Annotated in this window: 14 protein-coding genes and 1 pseudogene; 8 read left to right on the top strand and 7 right to left on the bottom strand. The window is 69.3% G+C overall.

Annotation, left to right across the window (positions count from 1 at the left end; all coding sequences use genetic code 11):
* Window positions 1–19 precede the first annotated feature (19 nt).
* Both acpS and MSPGM_RS11470 read right to left on the bottom strand, forming a co-directional pair.
* Entirely contained in the window at window positions 20–430 is a 411-nt protein-coding gene (gene acpS / locus MSPGM_RS11475; protein WP_003598774.1) for a holo-ACP synthase, read from the bottom strand.
* Window positions 427–1176 carry a pyridoxine 5'-phosphate synthase gene (locus MSPGM_RS11470; protein WP_003598775.1) on the bottom strand — a complete coding sequence of 250 codons (750 nt, stop codon included), beginning with the start codon at window positions 1174–1176 and terminating at the stop codon, window positions 427–429. The genes acpS and MSPGM_RS11470 overlap by 4 nt, the downstream gene beginning before the upstream one ends.
* A gap of 141 nt (window positions 1177–1317) precedes the next feature.
* On the opposite strand from MSPGM_RS11470, the gene MSPGM_RS11465 reads away from it, so the two are divergent.
* The 3 genes from MSPGM_RS11465 (at window position 1318) to MSPGM_RS11455 (ending at window position 6413) form a co-directional block, all read left to right on the top strand.
* Window positions 1318–2733, top strand: coding sequence for a sensor histidine kinase (locus MSPGM_RS11465; RefSeq protein ID WP_003598777.1), 1416 nt, complete (start codon window positions 1318–1320; stop codon window positions 2731–2733).
* Between the two features lie 112 nt (window positions 2734–2845).
* Entirely contained in the window at window positions 2846–5428 is a 2583-nt protein-coding gene (locus MSPGM_RS11460; protein ID WP_012752807.1) for an ABC transporter permease, read from the top strand.
* 217 nt (window positions 5429–5645) lie between these two features.
* Window positions 5646–6413 (top strand): Bax inhibitor-1/YccA family protein, encoded by a 768-nt coding sequence (locus MSPGM_RS11455; RefSeq protein WP_003603916.1) that lies wholly within the window; start codon window positions 5646–5648, stop codon window positions 6411–6413.
* A 158-nt stretch (window positions 6414–6571) separates the two neighbouring features.
* Here MSPGM_RS11455 and yidD read toward each other — a convergent pair whose 3' ends face one another.
* Window positions 6572–6919, bottom strand: coding sequence for a membrane protein insertion efficiency factor YidD (gene yidD, locus MSPGM_RS11450; RefSeq protein WP_003603915.1), 348 nt, complete (start codon window positions 6917–6919; stop codon window positions 6572–6574).
* A gap of 44 nt (window positions 6920–6963) precedes the next feature.
* Window positions 6964–7437 (bottom strand): iron-sulfur cluster assembly scaffold protein, encoded by a 474-nt coding sequence (locus MSPGM_RS11445; protein ID WP_003603914.1) that lies wholly within the window; start codon window positions 7435–7437, stop codon window positions 6964–6966.
* Between the two features lie 223 nt (window positions 7438–7660).
* Between MSPGM_RS11445 and folE the strand changes: the two genes are divergently transcribed.
* From folE to MSPGM_RS11430, 3 genes are read left to right on the top strand one after another with little or no spacing between them, the layout of a single operon-like run.
* Complete coding sequence (gene folE, locus MSPGM_RS11440) at window positions 7661–8470, top strand: GTP cyclohydrolase I FolE (RefSeq protein ID WP_003603913.1); 810 nt, start codon at window positions 7661–7663, stop codon at window positions 8468–8470.
* A 19-nt stretch (window positions 8471–8489) separates the two neighbouring features.
* On the top strand, window positions 8490–8912 hold the full coding sequence (hisI, locus tag MSPGM_RS11435) for a phosphoribosyl-AMP cyclohydrolase (protein ID WP_003603912.1): 423 nt from the start codon (window positions 8490–8492) through the stop codon (window positions 8910–8912).
* Window positions 8909–9967: a patatin-like phospholipase family protein gene (locus MSPGM_RS11430; protein WP_003603911.1), complete on the top strand. Its 1059-nt coding sequence runs from the start codon at window positions 8909–8911 to the stop codon at window positions 9965–9967. The genes hisI and MSPGM_RS11430 overlap by 4 nt, the downstream gene beginning before the upstream one ends.
* Before the next feature lie 52 nt (window positions 9968–10019).
* Here MSPGM_RS11430 and MSPGM_RS11425 read toward each other — a convergent pair whose 3' ends face one another.
* The 3 genes and pseudogenes from MSPGM_RS11425 to MSPGM_RS11415 all read right to left on the bottom strand — a co-directional run bounded on the left by MSPGM_RS11425 (window position 10020) and on the right by MSPGM_RS11415 (window position 12762).
* A complete protein-coding gene (locus MSPGM_RS11425) occupies window positions 10020–10451 on the bottom strand; it encodes a CBS domain-containing protein (RefSeq protein ID WP_003603909.1) in 432 nt (143 codons plus the stop codon).
* Window positions 10452–10809: 358 nt separating this feature from the next.
* A complete protein-coding gene (locus MSPGM_RS11420) occupies window positions 10810–11697 on the bottom strand; it encodes a transporter (protein WP_003603908.1) in 888 nt (295 codons plus the stop codon).
* Window positions 11698–11938: 241 nt separating this feature from the next.
* Window positions 11939–12762 (bottom strand): annotated as a pseudogene (locus tag MSPGM_RS11415) (rhomboid family intramembrane serine protease).
* Between the two features lie 240 nt (window positions 12763–13002).
* Here MSPGM_RS11415 and MSPGM_RS11410 point away from each other — a divergent pair.
* Together MSPGM_RS11410 and MSPGM_RS11405 are read left to right on the top strand one after the other, a co-directional pair.
* On the top strand, window positions 13003–13623 hold the full coding sequence (locus tag MSPGM_RS11410) for a PAS domain-containing protein (protein ID WP_003603906.1): 621 nt from the start codon (window positions 13003–13005) through the stop codon (window positions 13621–13623).
* 208 nt (window positions 13624–13831) lie between these two features.
* Window positions 13832–14455, top strand: a complete 624-nt coding sequence (locus tag MSPGM_RS11405; protein ID WP_003603905.1) for a PilZ domain-containing protein — start codon at window positions 13832–13834, stop codon at window positions 14453–14455.
* Window positions 14456–14755 lie beyond the last annotated feature (300 nt).

Raw genomic sequence — 14755 nt, 5'->3', positions numbered from 1 at the left:
AGGATGTGCGGATGCAAACCTATGATGTCGCCGTGATCGGCACCGCCTCGATGATCACGAAGGCTTGCGCGAGGGGCGGCTCGTCGGTCAACGTCAGGTGGAGCCGCGCCTCGTGCCCCGCCGGCACCATGCGAGCGAGGTGCTCCCGCGCACCACCGGTCAGGTTGAGCGTCGGCTGGCCGCTGGGCAGGTTGACGACTTCCATGTCGCGCCAGAACACGCCCTGGCTCATGCCGGTGCCGAGCGCCTTGGCGCAGGCCTCCTTGGCGGCGAAGCGCCGGGCGTAGGACGGACCGCGCGCGGCACGCCGGTCGCATTTGCCCCGCTCACCGTCGGTGAAGACGCGATGGGTGAAGCGGTCGCCGAAGCGTTCGAGCGAGGCCTCGATGCGGCGGATGTCGCAGAGGTCAGTGCCGATTCCGAGGATCACGGTTCGGCCTTCCGCCGCGCCCGGTCCATCGCCGCACGCATGTCGTGAACCGCCTGCCGCAGGCCGACGAAGATCGCCTCGGCGATCAGGGCGTGGCCGATGTTCAGTTCGCGGATCTGCGGCAGCGCCGCCACTGAGCCGACGCTCTCCACGGTGAGGCCGTGCCCGGCATGGATCTCGAGGCCGAGCCCGGCGCCATGCGCACTGGCCCGCACGATGCGGCCGAGTTCGTGCGCGATTCGGCTCTGATCGCCCTCGATCACCGCCTCGCAATAGGAGCCGGTATGCAGCTCGACCACCGGCGCTTGGAGGGCGTGGGCGGCCTCCATCACCGCCTCGTCGGGCTCCACGAACAGCGAGACGCGGATGCCGGCCTTCGACAGGGTGGCGATGCGCGGGGCCAGATGCGCGCGGCCGGCGATGATGTCGAGGCCGCCCTCGGTGGTGCGCTCCTCGCGCTTCTCCGGCACGAGGCAGGCGGCGTGCGGCTGCGTGGCGAGCGCGATGCCGACCATCTCGTCGGTCGCCGCCATCTCGAGGTTGAGCGGCACCGGCAGCTTCCGCAACGCCGCGATATCGTCGTCGCGGATATGGCGGCGGTCCTCGCGCAGATGCGCGGTGATGCCGTCGGCGCCCGCCGCCACGGCCTCGTGGGCGGCGCGCACCGGATCGGGCGCGAACCCGCCGCGGGCGTTGCGGACGGTGGCGACGTGATCGATGTTCACGCCCAGGCGCAGGGACGACACGGCTGGCTTTCCGATGCTCGGCGGATCGAAGGGCTGTCGGTGTAGCGGCTGGCGCCGGTGCTTGGAAGGGTCTGGGGAAAGCCGCGGGACGGATCGCGTTTGACGTCGCCCGGACCCGTCGCGGCGTGTAGCTCTGACGCGATGCACAAGTTGCTGATTCAGCTCGGCCTTCGCTTCGACGATCCCCACGAGGAGCAGTCGTTCGTGAGGAGCTTCACGCTCGATGATCTCGGCCGCACGCAGGCCGCGATGGTGCTGGGCGCTTTCGTCTTCTGCTCGTTCTCGGCCATGGACTGGATTCTCAGTCCTGATGCCTGGGCCATGGCCACCGCGCTGCGGCTCGCCGTCGCCGTCCTGGTCCTGGTGCCGGCGACCCTCCTGCTCAGCCGACCGGACGCGCGGCCTTTCGCGGAATGGATCTACCTCGTCTACTGCGTCGTGCCGGGCTGCATGCTCAGCCTGATCTACGTCTTCCTGCGGCCGAGCTTCGATCACGGCGCAGCGGGGCTGATCGTGGTGATCCTGTTCGTCTCGACGCTGCTGCCGCTGCGGGTCTCCTCGTTCGGGGTGTTCGCCGTCCTGACCTGGACCTGCTTTGCCCTATTCGAGACCATCGCGACGCACGACAATCCCGGCTTGGCCCTCGTGAACAATGCCGAGATCGGCGCGGCCTACGCGCTCTCGCTCTACGGGGTCGGGGCACGGGAGTTTCGCGCGCGGCGCCAGTTCCGGACCACGGGGGAGTTGCAGGTCGAGAAGGAGCGCTCGGAGGCGACCCTGGCCGAACTGCGCGCCGCCCAGGCGCAACTGGTTCAGGCCGAGAAGCTCGCCGCGCTCGGCCAGCTCGTGGCGGGCGTGGCGCACGAGATCAACACGCCCATCGGCCTCGCGCTGACGACCTCGACCGCATTCGACCACGACCTCGCCGAACTGCGCCGGACCGTCGCCTCGGGGCAGATCCGCCGGTCCGACCTGACGCGGAGCGTCGATCGGCTGAGCGAGGGCGCGGGTCTCGTCTTCGCCAACCTGACACGGGCCGCCGATCTGGTTCAGAACTTCAAGCAGGTCGCGGTCGATCAGGCGACGGAGGACCGGCGCCGCTTCGAGATGCGCCCCTGGCTCACCGAGTTGATGAGCACGCTCGATCCGATCCTGCGGCGCAAGGGTCACGAGGTCCGGCTCACCTGTCCCGACGGCATCCTCCTCGATTCCTATCCCGGCGCGCTGGCGCAGGTCGTCAGCAACCTCGCGCTGAACGCCGTGATCCACGCCTTTCCCGAGGGCCGCACCGGCACGCTTCTCGTCGACGTGAGCCGGCTCGGCGACACGCAGATCCGGATGACGGTGCGGGACGACGGACGCGGCATCCCGCCGGAGAACCGGCAGCGGATCTTCGACCCGTTCTTCACCACCGGACGTGACAAGGGCAGCACCGGACTCGGCCTGCACATCGTCTACAATCTCGTCGTCTCGACCCTGCGCGGGCAGATCGCCATCGACAGCGAGGAGGGGGTCGGGACAGGGGTGACGATCGACCTTCCCGTGACGGTGCCGTGACCCTGCCCGGACTCGCAGGCATCCGATGCGGCGGTGCGAGCAGTTGCGTGCGCCGCGTCAATGCCCAGATTGGCCCCGCCGGCCCGACCGGTGGCGAAACGCTCGAGCCCGCATGCACGGCACGTTGTCCCAACCGGATTCTTCGAAGCCGGTCCCCGCCTCCCGTCTGCCGCTCACCGTCCGGCTGGCCTTGCGCGAGCTGCGCGGCGGGCTCTCCGGCTTCCGGGTGTTCATCGCCTGCATCGCGCTCGGCGTCGCGGCGATCAGCGGCGTCACCTCGATTGCCGCCTCGCTCTCGGGCGGGCTCGGGCGCGAGGGCCGGCGGATTCTCGGCGGCGACATCACCTACAGCCTGATCAACCGTGAGGCGACGCCGGCCGAGCGCGCCGTTCTGGAGGGGCAGGCGCCGGTCTCGGAGGTGGCGAGCCTGCGCGCCATGGCGGTGGCGGGCGATGGCGGCGCGGCCCTGGTCGAGCTGAAAGCGGTCGATCCGAGCTATCCGGCGGTCGGCACGGTCGAGACGGACCCGCAGGCGCCGGTCCAGGATCTCATCGCGGAACGGGACGGCGTTTTCGGCGCGGCTGCCGATCCGGCCTTGCTGACCCGGCTCGGGCTCAAACCCGGCGACCGGGTGACGCTCGGCGGCTTTCCCATCGAGATCCGCGCCGCCCTGGTCTCCGAGCCCGACCGGATCGGCTCCGGCATCGGCTTCGGGCCGCGCCTGCTCGTCTCGCTCAGCGCGCTGCGCGCCACCGGCCTGATCCAGCCTGGCAGCCTCAACCGCTTCACCTACCGCCTGCAGATGCCCGGTGCCGACGACGCGCGCCTGACGGCCGTCAACGCGGCGGTGCAGAAGGCGCTGCCCGAGGCCGGCTTCGAAATGCGCGCGCGCGACAACGCCGATCCGCGCTTCGCCAAGGGCATCGAGCGCTTCACGCAATTCCTGACGCTCGTCGGGCTGACCGCGCTCATCGTCGGCGGGGTTGGCGTGGCGAATGCCGCGCGCGCCTTCGTCGATGGCAAGCAGGCGTCCATCGCCACCCTCAAGAGCGTCGGCGCACCGGGCTCGCAGGTGGTCGCGCTCTACCTGATCCAGGTGATGCTGATCGCCGCGATCAGCACCGTGCTCGGTCTCGCCGTCGGCGCGGCCCTGCCGTTCCTCCTCGACATCGCACTCCGCGACCAGCTTCCGCTGCCGCTCAACCCCGAGATCGCCCCGGCCCGCCTCGCGCTCGCCGCCGCCTACGGGTTGCTGACGGCGCTTGCCTTCGCGATCCTGCCACTCGGGCGCGCCCACGACGTCTCCGTGGCCGGGCTGTTCCGCGATGCCGTCGATCCGGCCGCGCGCCGCCCGCGCTGGCGCTACCTCGCCGTACTCGCCGCCGCCCTGCTCGCGCTCGCGGGCCTCGCGCTCGTCACCGCCTTCGACCGCAAGGTCGCGCTGATCTTCATGGCGGCGGCTGCCCTTGCCTTCGGCGGCCTGCGCCTCGTCGCCGCGGGGCTGATGGCGCTGGCCGCGCGCCTGCCGCGGCCCAAGGGGATGGTGCCGCGGATGGCCTTGGCCAACCTCCATCGCCCCGGCGCGCTGACCCCGGCGGTGGTGCTCTCGCTCGGCCTCGGCACGACCCTGCTGGTGACGCTCAGCGCCATCGACAGCAACATCACCCGCGCGCTCGAAAGCTCGCTGCCGGGCCGCGCGCCGAGCTTGTTCTTTCTCGACGTGCCCTCGCGCGAGGCGGACGCCTTCTCGGCCTTCCTCGGCGCCCGCGCGCCCGATGCCAAGATCGAACGGGTGCCGATGATGCGCGGACGGATCACGGCGCTGGACGGCGTACCGGCCGGGCAGATCAAGCCGCCGGAGGACGCTGCCTGGGTGCTCGACGGCGACCGGGGCATCACCTACGCCGAGACCCCGCCCGACGGCTCGTCGATCGTCGAGGGCGCATGGTGGAGCGCGGACGAGGGTCGGACGCCGCTGGTCTCGTTCGATCTCGAACTGGCGCGCGCCCTCGGGCTCAAGGTCGGCAGCACCGTGACCGTCAACGTGCTCGGCCGCCCGATCACCGCGCGGGTTGCCAACCTGCGTAAGATCGAGTGGCGCTCGCTCGGCATCAACTTCGTGATGGTGTTCTCCCCCGGCACCTTCCGTGGCGCGCCGCATGCCGACCTCGCGACCCTGACGCTGCCCAACGGACCCGACCCGAAGCTGGAGGCGGAGGTGGTTCGCGATGCCGCGAAAGCCTTCCCTTCGGTGACGAGCGTGCGGGTGAAGGACGCGCTCGATGCCGTCAACGACCTCGTGCACAAGCTGGTCCTGGCGATCCGCGGCGCCAGCGTCGTCGCGGTGCTCGCGAGCCTGCTGGTTCTGGCCGGAGCGCTCGCCGCCGGCCACCGCGCCCGGCTCTACGACGCGGTGGTGCTGAAGGTGCTCGGCGCCACGCGGATGCGGCTGCTCTCGGCCTACGCTCTGGAATACGGCGCCCTCGGGCTCATCACCGCGCTGTTCGGCATCCTGGCTGGCTCGGCCGCGGGCTGGGTGATCGTGTCCCGGGTGATGCGCCTCGACTTCGCGCCCGACCCCATGGGCGCGCTTGCGGTCGCGGCCTTCGCGGTCGTCTTCGCGGTGGCCGTGGGCCTGACGGGCACATGGCGCATCTTAGGACAGAAGCCGGCTGCCTATCTCCGTCAGTTCTGAAAACGCATCACCACGATTGAACGAAGGTTTTCATCCCGTTCGAACAACAAAAATCTTCGTTATCCAGGAAGGTTGAAAACGCGGCCGTGCGCTGAAGGCCCACTTGTTTATGGTTCTTCAAGCGAACATATTCGAGCATGAGGCGCGCCCGGTGCGCCAGGGGTCGCGCGTGGACCCCGTCACAACTCCGCGCCGAGAGGTTTCAAGGGAAACTTTCATGGCATTCGACAACAGCCCGTTCCGTGCCGGCGCCCAGCCGCAGGGGTACGCCGGCTCTCAGGTCGAAGTCGACCAGGGCCTGCGCAGCTTCATGCTGGGCGTCTACAACAACATGGTCGTCGGCCTCGGGATCTCGGGTCTCGTGGCGCTCGCCCTCAACATGGCCGCCGTCGCGCAGACCGGTGCCGGCCGTCTCGCTCTGACCCCGTTCGGGCAGTTCCTCTACACCAGCCCCTTCAAGTGGGTGCTGATGCTGGCGCCGCTCGCCTTCATCTTCGTGTTCTCGTTCCGGATGGACCGTATGTCGGCCTCGTCCGCACGGATGATGTTCTGGGCCTTCGCGGCGGTGATGGGCGCCTCGATGTCCACCCTGCTGCTCGTGTTCACGGGCGCCAGCGTGGTGCGGGTGTTCTTCATCACGGCGGCGACCTTCGCGGGCCTGAGCCTCTACGGCTACACCACGAAGCGCAGCCTGTCGGGCATGGGCTCGTTCCTGATGATGGGCCTGATCGGCATCATCATCGCCTCGCTGGTGAACCTCTTCCTGGCCTCTTCCGCGCTTCAGTTCGCGATCTCGGTGCTCGGCGTTCTCATCTTCGCCGGCCTGACCGCTTTCGACACGCAGAAGCTCAAGGAGATGTACCTCTACAGCGGCCTCGACGCCGAGGGTGCGGCCAAGATGTCCGTCAACGGCGCCCTGACGCTGTACCTGGACTTCATCAACATGTTCCAGTTCCTGCTCTCGCTGCTCGGCGACCGCCGCTAAGCGACGACGCAGCGACCGAAACGAGAAAAAGCCCCGGCCGAAAGGCCGGGGCTTTTTCGTGCGCGCATTGGCTGGGGCGCCGGCTCCGTATCCCTGCGGGCCGCACGGCGCGGGCTAGCGGGTGGCGCGTGACGGACGAGCCTCGGGATAAGAAACCGTCAGCGGCGCTCTTCCACCGCCTCGCACACCAGGGGCGGCGGCGCCTCGACACCGCGCCAGCGGCCATAGGCCCAGGGCCGGTGCCATGCGGCCCGCTCCGGCAGGTGTTCGGGGACGAGGTCGATGCCGTGCGTACCGAACGGGCCGCAGCGACAAATACGGGCAAAGCCGATCCATCCGCCGGCCCAGAGGCCGTGCCGCTGGATCGCCTCGTCGGTATAGGCCGAGCAGGACGGCCAATGCCGGCACTGGCGCCCGATCAGCCCGGACAGCGTGAGCTGGTAGGCGCGGATCGCTCCGTGCGCCGCCCGGCGAACCACGCGGCGGTCGGCTCCCTCTCGTCGCATCGTCTTCTGTCCGAAAAACCGGCGCCTGCCGTCCGGGACGCGGCTCAGGCCGCCTCGGGCGAACCGGCACCCTTACCGGAATCCTTGCGGGCGGCGATCTGATCGAGAGCGTCCACCACGGCGTCGAAGGTCAGGAGCGTGGAGGCGTGACGGGCACGGAAGTCGCGCACCGGCTCCAGCACGGCGAGATCGGCCCATTCGCCCTCCGGCGCGGGACCGTTCTCCTTCAGCATCGCCCGCATCCGGGCGCGAACCGCGCGCAGTTCCTCGGCCGTCGCGCCGACGACGTGGCGGGCCATCAGCGAGGAGGAGGCCTGCCCGAGCGCGCAGGCCTTCACGTCATGGGCGAAGTCGGCGACCGTGACGCCGTCCGCATCCAGGCTGAGATCGACGGTGACGGTCGATCCGCACAGCTTGGAATGGGCCGTGGCGGAGGCATCCGGTGTCGCCAGCCGGCCGAGGCGAGGAATATCGGCGGCCAGTTCCAGGATGCGGCGGTTATAGATGTCGTCGATCATCGCTGACACGCCTTTCGCGGCGCCTGTTCGGGTGAGGTCACAGGATTCGTTGCGCCAGATACGCATGCCATGCATTGCGCGACGGCGCGATTGCGACGATATAGGCGCGACACCGCCATTCCGCGAGAATGGTACCGTCGACCCCGGTCACGCCCTGGCCCAGGATTCGGATCGTTCGAGGGCGTCGGCACTTGAACGTTTAAGACGCCCGGACGGATCGACGATGTACGCCAAGCCCGACAGCACCACCCTGAAGGCGCGTTTGGCGAAGGCCGGAGATGCCATGGATGCCGCTCTCAAATCCCTGTCCTACGGCATGAGCGACGACGAACGACGCATGAGTGCCGTCGGCCTGCAAGGAATGCGCGGCGCCAACGATCCGGGCCGTCCCGACATCACCCCCGATATCGCGCCCCTGCCCGAATCGGCCCAGCGGGTGCCGAACGAGGTGGCGCTCGGCCGTCCGAGCCGGCAGGAGGCGGAGGCCGCCGTGCGCACGCTTCTGCGCTGGGCCGGCGACGACCCGACCCGCGAAGGGCTGATCGAGACCCCCGCCCGCGTGGTGAAGGCCTACGAGCAGATCTTCGGCGGCTATCGCGCCGACGCGGACGCGCTGCTGGAGCGGGTGTTCGAGGAGGTCGAAGGCTATTCCGACGCCGTGCTGGTGCGCGACATCCCGTTCTATTCTCATTGCGAGCACCACATGGTGCCGTTCATGGGGCTCGCCCACATCGCCTACTACCCGACCAAGGGCGTGGTCGGCCTCTCCAAGCTCGCTCGCGTGGTCGATGCCTTCGCCCGCCGCCTGCAGACGCAGGAGACCATGACGGCGCAGATCGCCGACACGATCGAGAGCATCCTTCAGCCCCGCGGCTGCGCCGTGATGATCGAGGCCGAGCATCTCTGCATGGCCATGCGCGGCGTGCAGAAGGCCGGCGTCTCCACCATCACCACGCAGTTCCGCGGCGTCTACAAGAACGATGCGTCCGAGCAGGTCCGCTTCCTGACCTTCGTTCGGAACCAGAAGGGTTGAGGCGCACGAGCCTCCGACCATGACCGAACCATTCGCTTCCCCCGGCACCCGCGCCGAGGTCGAGGAGGGCGCTAGGCTGACGCCGCGCTTCGGCCCCGACGGACTCGTGGCTTGCATCGCCGTCGATGCGGGGGATGGGCGCGTGCTGATGCTCGCGCATATGAACGCCGAAGCGCTGGCCCGTACCCTGGAGACCGGCGAGGCGTGGTACTGGTCGCGCTCCCGCGGTGAACTCTGGCACAAGGGCGCGACCTCCGCGCAGATCCAACGCGTCGTGGAGATGCGGGTCGATTGCGATCAGGACGCGCTCCTGATCCGGGTCGAAGTCGGCGGCGACGGCGGCTGCTGCCATACCGGCCGCCGCTCCTGCTTCTACCGCGTGGTCGAGCGCAACCCTACGACTGGCGCCGTCACCCTCGCTCCGGCCGACCCGGATCGATGAGGATCGAGGCGTCCCGTTCCGCGGTGTCCCATTTTCCGGACGGGACCGTGGAACCGGTGGTGCCGCGTTTCCGCTCCCCCCGCATCGGTCTCGCCCTCGGCGGCGGCTCGGCCCGCGGCTGGTCGCATATCGGCGTGATCGAGGGGTTGGAGGAGGCCGGGATCTTCCCGGAAGTGGTAGCGGGCTGCTCCATCGGTGCCGTCGTCGGCGGGGCCTACGCCGCGGGCCGCATCGGTGCCCTTAAGGCGTTCGCGCTTTCGCTCACTCGGCGCCGGGTGGTCGGCCTGCTCGACCCGCGCATCACCGGATCCGGCCTGATCGCAGGCGAGCGCCTGCGCCGCCGCCTCGCACGCGAACTCGACGGTTTCCGCATCGAGGATCTGCGCCTCGCCTTCGCCAGCGTGGCGACCGAACTCGGCACCGGCCACGAAGTGTGGCTGTCCCGCGGTCCCCTGGTCGAGGCGGTGCGGGCGTCCTACGCCATCCCCGGCATCTTCCCGCCGGTTGCCCTCGAGGGGCGCCTGCTGATGGACGGGACGCTGGTGAATCCGGTGCCCGTGCGCCTCGCCCGCGAACTCGGCGCCGACCTCGTCATCTGCGTGAACCTCGCGTGCGAGACGCGTGCGCCCGCGATGGTGATCCGCCCCGAGCGGGACGATCCCCTGTTCGACGCTCCCGAAGAGCCGGTCGAGCGGGCGATCGAGCAGACGCTGGAGGCCACCGTGCGCCGCCGGGGCCGTTGGGCCCTGCTCAGCGGCGCGAGCCGCCGCCTCATGGGCCGCCGCCGCAGACCGGAGCCACCGCCCTCCGTCGGCCGGCCGAGTCCCGGCGTCGCCCGCGTCATGCTCGACGCGTTCAATATCACCCAGGATCGGATCTCACGGGCACGGCTCGCGAGCGAACCGCCGGACGTCGCGATCCGGCCGCTTCTCGCCGAGTTCGGGCAGTTCGAGTTCCACCGGGCGGCCGATGGCATCGCCCTCGGCCGGCAGGCGGTGCGGGCGGCACTGCCCGAGATCCGGCGCATGATCGAGAGCGCGGCGGGGCGCGGTTGAGGCCGCCGCGGGTGGTGCGGACGCGAGACCCGAACCGAAGTCAGGCCTGAAGTCAGGCCATCGTGATGTAGTCGCGCATCGCCTGATGCTCGGCTTCGACGGTGGCGATGCGCCGCTTCACCACGTCGCCGATCGAGACGACGCCGACGAGACGCCCTTCCTCCACCACCGGCAGGTGGCGGAAGCGGCCTTCCGTCATCGTCTCCATCACGTCTTCGATGCTGGCGCGCCGGGTGCAGGTCACGACCTTCGTGGTCATGTGATGCGAGATCGGGCGGTCGAGGGCCGAGGCCCCTTCGCTGGCCAGGGCCCGCATCACGTCGCGCTCGGACAGAATGCCGATCACGCGGCCCTCGGCATCGCCGACCACGAGGGCACCGATCCGCTTTTCGGCCAGCAGGTGGATCGCCTCGTCGATGGTGCGATGCGGCGGCAGCGTGACCACCGAGTCGCCTTTCTCTGCCAGGATACGCGCAACGGTCATGAAGTCTCCTCCCAAGGGTGACCGCACCGTCAGCCCGCGGTGCGGGAGCGGATGTGACCGGGTTGGCCCCGGTTCTTCCCTGGCGAGTGTGTGGCGCCTTGGTCGCGCTGGCAAGCGTCGGACGAGGCTCTATTGTTCATGAAAGAACAAAAATCGGAAGAAAAATTCACTCTCGCCATGCGCGGTTCGACCGCAGAGCCCCTGCGATCCGGCCCCGACGCGCTGGGCGGATCGGCGAGGCGTTGCACGGCACCGGCGCGTCGGCCGCGGACAGCGCGCTACGAAAAAGCCGAGCCCGATGGCGGAGTGCCATCGGAGCCGGCTTCGGGTCGTGCGTTCAGCGCGCGAGAGGCGTCTCTCAGCGCCCGTCGGCCTGACGCCGGGTGATGAGGGTCCGGTTCGGCTCGGCCTCGGCCTTGTTCTGAAGGAACGGGACGATGATGCGCAGCCAGCCGCGGGTTTCCTTGCCGCCGTAATTTCGCTCGGCCACGTCGCGGGTGACGTAGCTCTGCACGTTCATGAAGCCGAAATTATAGCCGACGAGGCCGCCGACCGCGATCTGGCCCTGCTGCCGGTAGCCGACGACGTTGGTCGCGAGATCGACCGAGCCGAAGGCCACAGGGCCGACCTGCCACTTGCCGAACTTCTTGGTCACGGTGAGGTCGAGGTTGAGGTAGTCGGGATAGAGCACGCCGTTGGGCGAGCGCGGCTCCAGGATGTGGCCGTAGAGCAGGTTGCCCGTGATCGCCCAATCGTTGGCCGCGTAGGTGAGCGCGAAGCGGTGGCTCAGCGAGGGCGACTGGGTCAGGAAGCGGGTGTCCCAGGGAAGGTAGCCGCCGAGAAGGTAGCTGACGCCGACGCCGGCGCCGAGATCCCAGGCGAGTTGGCCCGCCAGCAGGGGCTGACCCCAGCCGCTGTTGTAGGGGTTGCCGCGCACGCTGGAGGCGGCGATGGGCGCGACGAAGACGAACTGCACCTGCCCGCCGAGAACGGAGAAGGGCGTCGCCCACAGCAGGGTCGGCAGGTTGATGTTGCTCTCGGAATCGAGCGGCGAGGTCTCGCGCACGCCGAAGCTCGAGAGGTTCACGGCGTAGAAGCCCTTCGGGAACGGCGCACCGAACGGCACGCCGACGGTCTGGCCGGGCTGCGCGGCAGAGCCGGCATGGGCGGCGATGCCGCCGAGGCCCCACGCGGTGGCAGTGAGGGCGAGCCCGAGACGGGCGATGACGGCTGCTCGATGTTTCACCGGTGTCCACTCTCCATCAAGAACGAAGCGATCATTTGATAGTTTTGTTTTAATCCGCTTCCGTTCGTTTTATCGACGGTCGAGTGGCCGCTTTTATTGCCGCCTCAGTTCCAGAAACCCCCAGCGTTGCACCGAAGTCACAGTTCGTCTTAGCTGACCTTACAAGTGACTGACAAAACTTCGCTTTATCTCCGACTCCTACTTTTACGGCGGAGACGGCGCAGGCGTTCGCGAAACGCCTTTAATGCCGCGCGTGGCACGCGCCGCGCTCCATCAGCGGCAAGAGGAAGAACCCTGCGGCGAAGCCGCCGAGATGCGCGTCCCAGGCGATCGGCCCTTCGCTGCCCCGAGCGGCAGGGCCAGGACGCCGAACAGCAGGTTGGTGATGAACCAGACCCCGAGGAACAGCACCGCCGGGCGGTTGCGCAGCAATTCCGGAATCGTCTGCAGCGTCGGCCGCGGCGGCAATTGCCAGGGTGCCCCGGCGACGAAGGACGGCGGAGGCTGGAACACGAAGCGGGCCGCCGCCGCCATGAGGGCCGAGATGCCGGCCGAGGCGCCGACCAGCGGCATCAAGCTGTAGGGATCGACGAAAAGGTGGACCAGGGCACCGACCACGACGCCGGCGAGCGCCAGCAGGCCGTAGCGCAGGACCCCGTAGCGACGCGCGACCGGGGTGCCGAAGACGGCGAGCCACACCGCGTTGAAGATGAGGTGCACCCACGAGCCGTGCAGCAGGGCGTAGGTCGCGCCGGTCCAGGGCATCGCCGACGGCTCGGCGACGAGATAGCGGGCGAAATCCTGCCGCGCCGTGGCGATGTCGGGCCTGCCCGCCCCCTCCCCCGCCGCCCGGACGATCTCGGCCGCGGATGCGGGATCGAACGCGGCGGTCCAGCGGGCGGGAATGAAGGCGAGGTTGAGGAGCACCGACAGGTCGAGTTCATCCGGCAGGACGGTGCGGACGACGTGGATCACGGCCAGAACCGCGATCGAGACCGTGACGACTCTCGGCAGGTTGAAGACGGGAACGCGGCCCTGGTGCGGCAGGTCGGGAGAAGCATCCATGCCGCACCATGTCGGGGGGAGGTGCGGCGCCGCAAGGTCCAATCGGCACAGGGTCGGTCAATTGCCGCCGAATTCGTAAATTGCCCGTTAAGGTTAAGGATGGGTTGAGCGAGCGTGCCGGGATGCGACGGCATAGGGTGTGCGGACGAGGACCACGAACGGCGCACGGTGACGCGTTTCGTCCCGTGCCGACCGAAAACCGAGCCCGTTTCAAACCGGGCCGTACCGATGCGGAACATCATGAAGCATCCGACCAGCCGTCAGCTTCACACCTACTGGGACCGGCTGCGCGGAGAGCGGTCCGCGCCCGAGCGCGGTGAGATCGAGCCCGGCGAAATCCGCAATCTGCTCGCCGACAGCTTCATTCTGGAAACCGATCCGGCGCGGCGGTCGAGCGCGGTGCGTCTGGCCGGCACCCGCCTGTGCGCCCTGTTCGGGCGCGAATTGCGCGGCAGCTCCTTCGGCGATCTGTGGGGCGAGCGGCCGCCGGCCTTCTCCGATCCGTGGCAACTCGTCGAAACCGTCACCGGCGATACGGTGGGCGTGGTGGCGGGGCTCACCGGCTTCACCGCGCGGGACGAGACCCTCGATCTCGAACTCCTGCTCCTGCCCTTGCGCCACCGCGGCAAGACCCAGGCCCGCATTCTCGGCGCCCTCAGCCCTCATTTCATCCCGACCTGGCTCGGCAGCCGCCCGATCCTGCGGCTCGAGGCGGTCTCCCTGCGGGTGCTGGAAACGGTCGCGCCGGAGCCCGCCGCGATGCGAACCTTCGTGGACGCCCTGCCCGAGCCCGCCAACGATGCGCGCCCCGTCCGCTTCGGCCACCTGCTGGTTCACGAGGGCGGGCGCAGCAACGCCTGACCATGCGCGGCGCGGGGCCTCGTCCCGGGCGCTCGGCCGGCCTGCACGGACGGACGGCGCGGCACGACCGCGCTCGATGGAGCCCGTCTGCGTCGCCCCATCCCGCTTTCGTGACCCGCTCACGATTCAAGTTCGGCGTGTCTGCAAGCCTTTTGTAACCGCAGCGCGGCTATTGATTCGGTTGTGACATCGAGACTGCCGAGCTGACATGACCGAGCTTTCCCGATCCGGGATGGCCCCCACCCTGTCCGACTACGCCGCCGAGCAGCGCCGGCACCAGCGGGTGCGCGCGACTCTGCTCGGTCGCTACATGCTGGCGGACCGGCGCGAATATCCGTGCCAGACGGTGGACATGTCCCCCGGCGGCGTCCGCCTGACCTGCGCCGTGATCGGCGCGCTCAACGAACGCGTGGTGCTGTATCTCGAACAGATCGGCCGGCTCGAAGGGGTAATCGTGCGTCACCCGCCGCGGGGTTTTGCCATGCGGATCAACGCGACGCCGCGCAAGCGCGACAAGATCGCGTCCCAGCTCATGTGGCTCGCCAACCGCGAGAGCCTCGGCCTGCCGGAGGGTCGGACCAACGAGCGCCTCGTGCCGAACCAGCCCGGCGTGACCCTGCGCCTGGAGAGCGGCCGGTTCATCGCCGCCCGGATCATCGACATCTCGATGTCGGGCGTGGCGCTCGCGACCGCCTCGTCGCCGCCGATCGGCGCGCACATCCTGGTCGGCTCCACGCCGGGGCGGGTGGTGCGCTACTTCGAGGGCGGCATCGGCGCCCAGTTCATGCTGCCGATCTCGCCCGACCGTTTTCACGAAGGCATCACGCTCTGACGTGATGGGGGCGACCCCATCGAAGCCCTTGCCGGACCGACACCCCCATCGCGCCAGCCGGCTCCTGAATCGAGTTTTTCGCCGCGTGCGGTCCGAAGTCTGAGGATCGCCGGCCCGGGCCGAGGCGCGCGGCTGATCCCGCTCTCCCCCGCCGGCCCCCTCGTTTGGAACATCCCCGAGCGCGCCCTGTCCGCGGCCGAGCGGCGTGACCTGCTCCTCGTCGCGCAATTGCGGAGCGCCGTGGCCGGTGCACCCGTAGGCCGGCGGCGCTCAGGGTTTCCCGAGCCCTAACGCGATCCC

The sequence above is a fragment of the Methylorubrum sp. GM97 genome, assembly GCF_024347855.1.
Taxonomy (GTDB): domain Bacteria; phylum Pseudomonadota; class Alphaproteobacteria; order Rhizobiales; family Beijerinckiaceae; genus Methylobacterium; species Methylobacterium extorquens.
Note: the sequence above shows the minus strand (reverse complement) of the source record. Positions and strands in the feature narration are given on the sequence as shown.

Bases quoted from the DNA above. Each gene is read 5' to 3' on its own strand.
- MSPGM_RS11460 (WP_012752807.1), top strand. From the start codon at position 2,846: ATGCACGGCACGTTGTCCCAACCGGATTCTTCGAAGCCGGTCCCCGCC.
- MSPGM_RS11465 (WP_003598777.1), top strand. From the start codon at position 1,318: ATGCACAAGTTGCTGATTCAGCTCGGCCTTCGCTTCGACGATCCCCAC.
- MSPGM_RS11405 (WP_003603905.1), top strand. From the start codon at position 13,832: ATGACCGAGCTTTCCCGATCCGGGATGGCCCCCACCCTGTCCGACTAC.
- MSPGM_RS11430 (WP_003603911.1), top strand. From the start codon at position 8,909: ATGAGGATCGAGGCGTCCCGTTCCGCGGTGTCCCATTTTCCGGACGGG.
- MSPGM_RS11425 (WP_003603909.1), bottom strand. From the start codon at position 10,451: ATGACCGTTGCGCGTATCCTGGCAGAGAAAGGCGACTCGGTGGTCACG.
- yidD (WP_003603915.1), bottom strand. From the start codon at position 6,919: ATGCGACGAGAGGGAGCCGACCGCCGCGTGGTTCGCCGGGCGGCGCAC.
- folE (WP_003603913.1), top strand. From the start codon at position 7,661: ATGTACGCCAAGCCCGACAGCACCACCCTGAAGGCGCGTTTGGCGAAG.
- MSPGM_RS11445 (WP_003603914.1), bottom strand. From the start codon at position 7,437: ATGATCGACGACATCTATAACCGCCGCATCCTGGAACTGGCCGCCGAT.
- hisI (WP_003603912.1), top strand. From the start codon at position 8,490: ATGACCGAACCATTCGCTTCCCCCGGCACCCGCGCCGAGGTCGAGGAG.
- MSPGM_RS11455 (WP_003603916.1), top strand. From the start codon at position 5,646: ATGGCATTCGACAACAGCCCGTTCCGTGCCGGCGCCCAGCCGCAGGGG.
- MSPGM_RS11410 (WP_003603906.1), top strand. From the start codon at position 13,003: ATGAAGCATCCGACCAGCCGTCAGCTTCACACCTACTGGGACCGGCTG.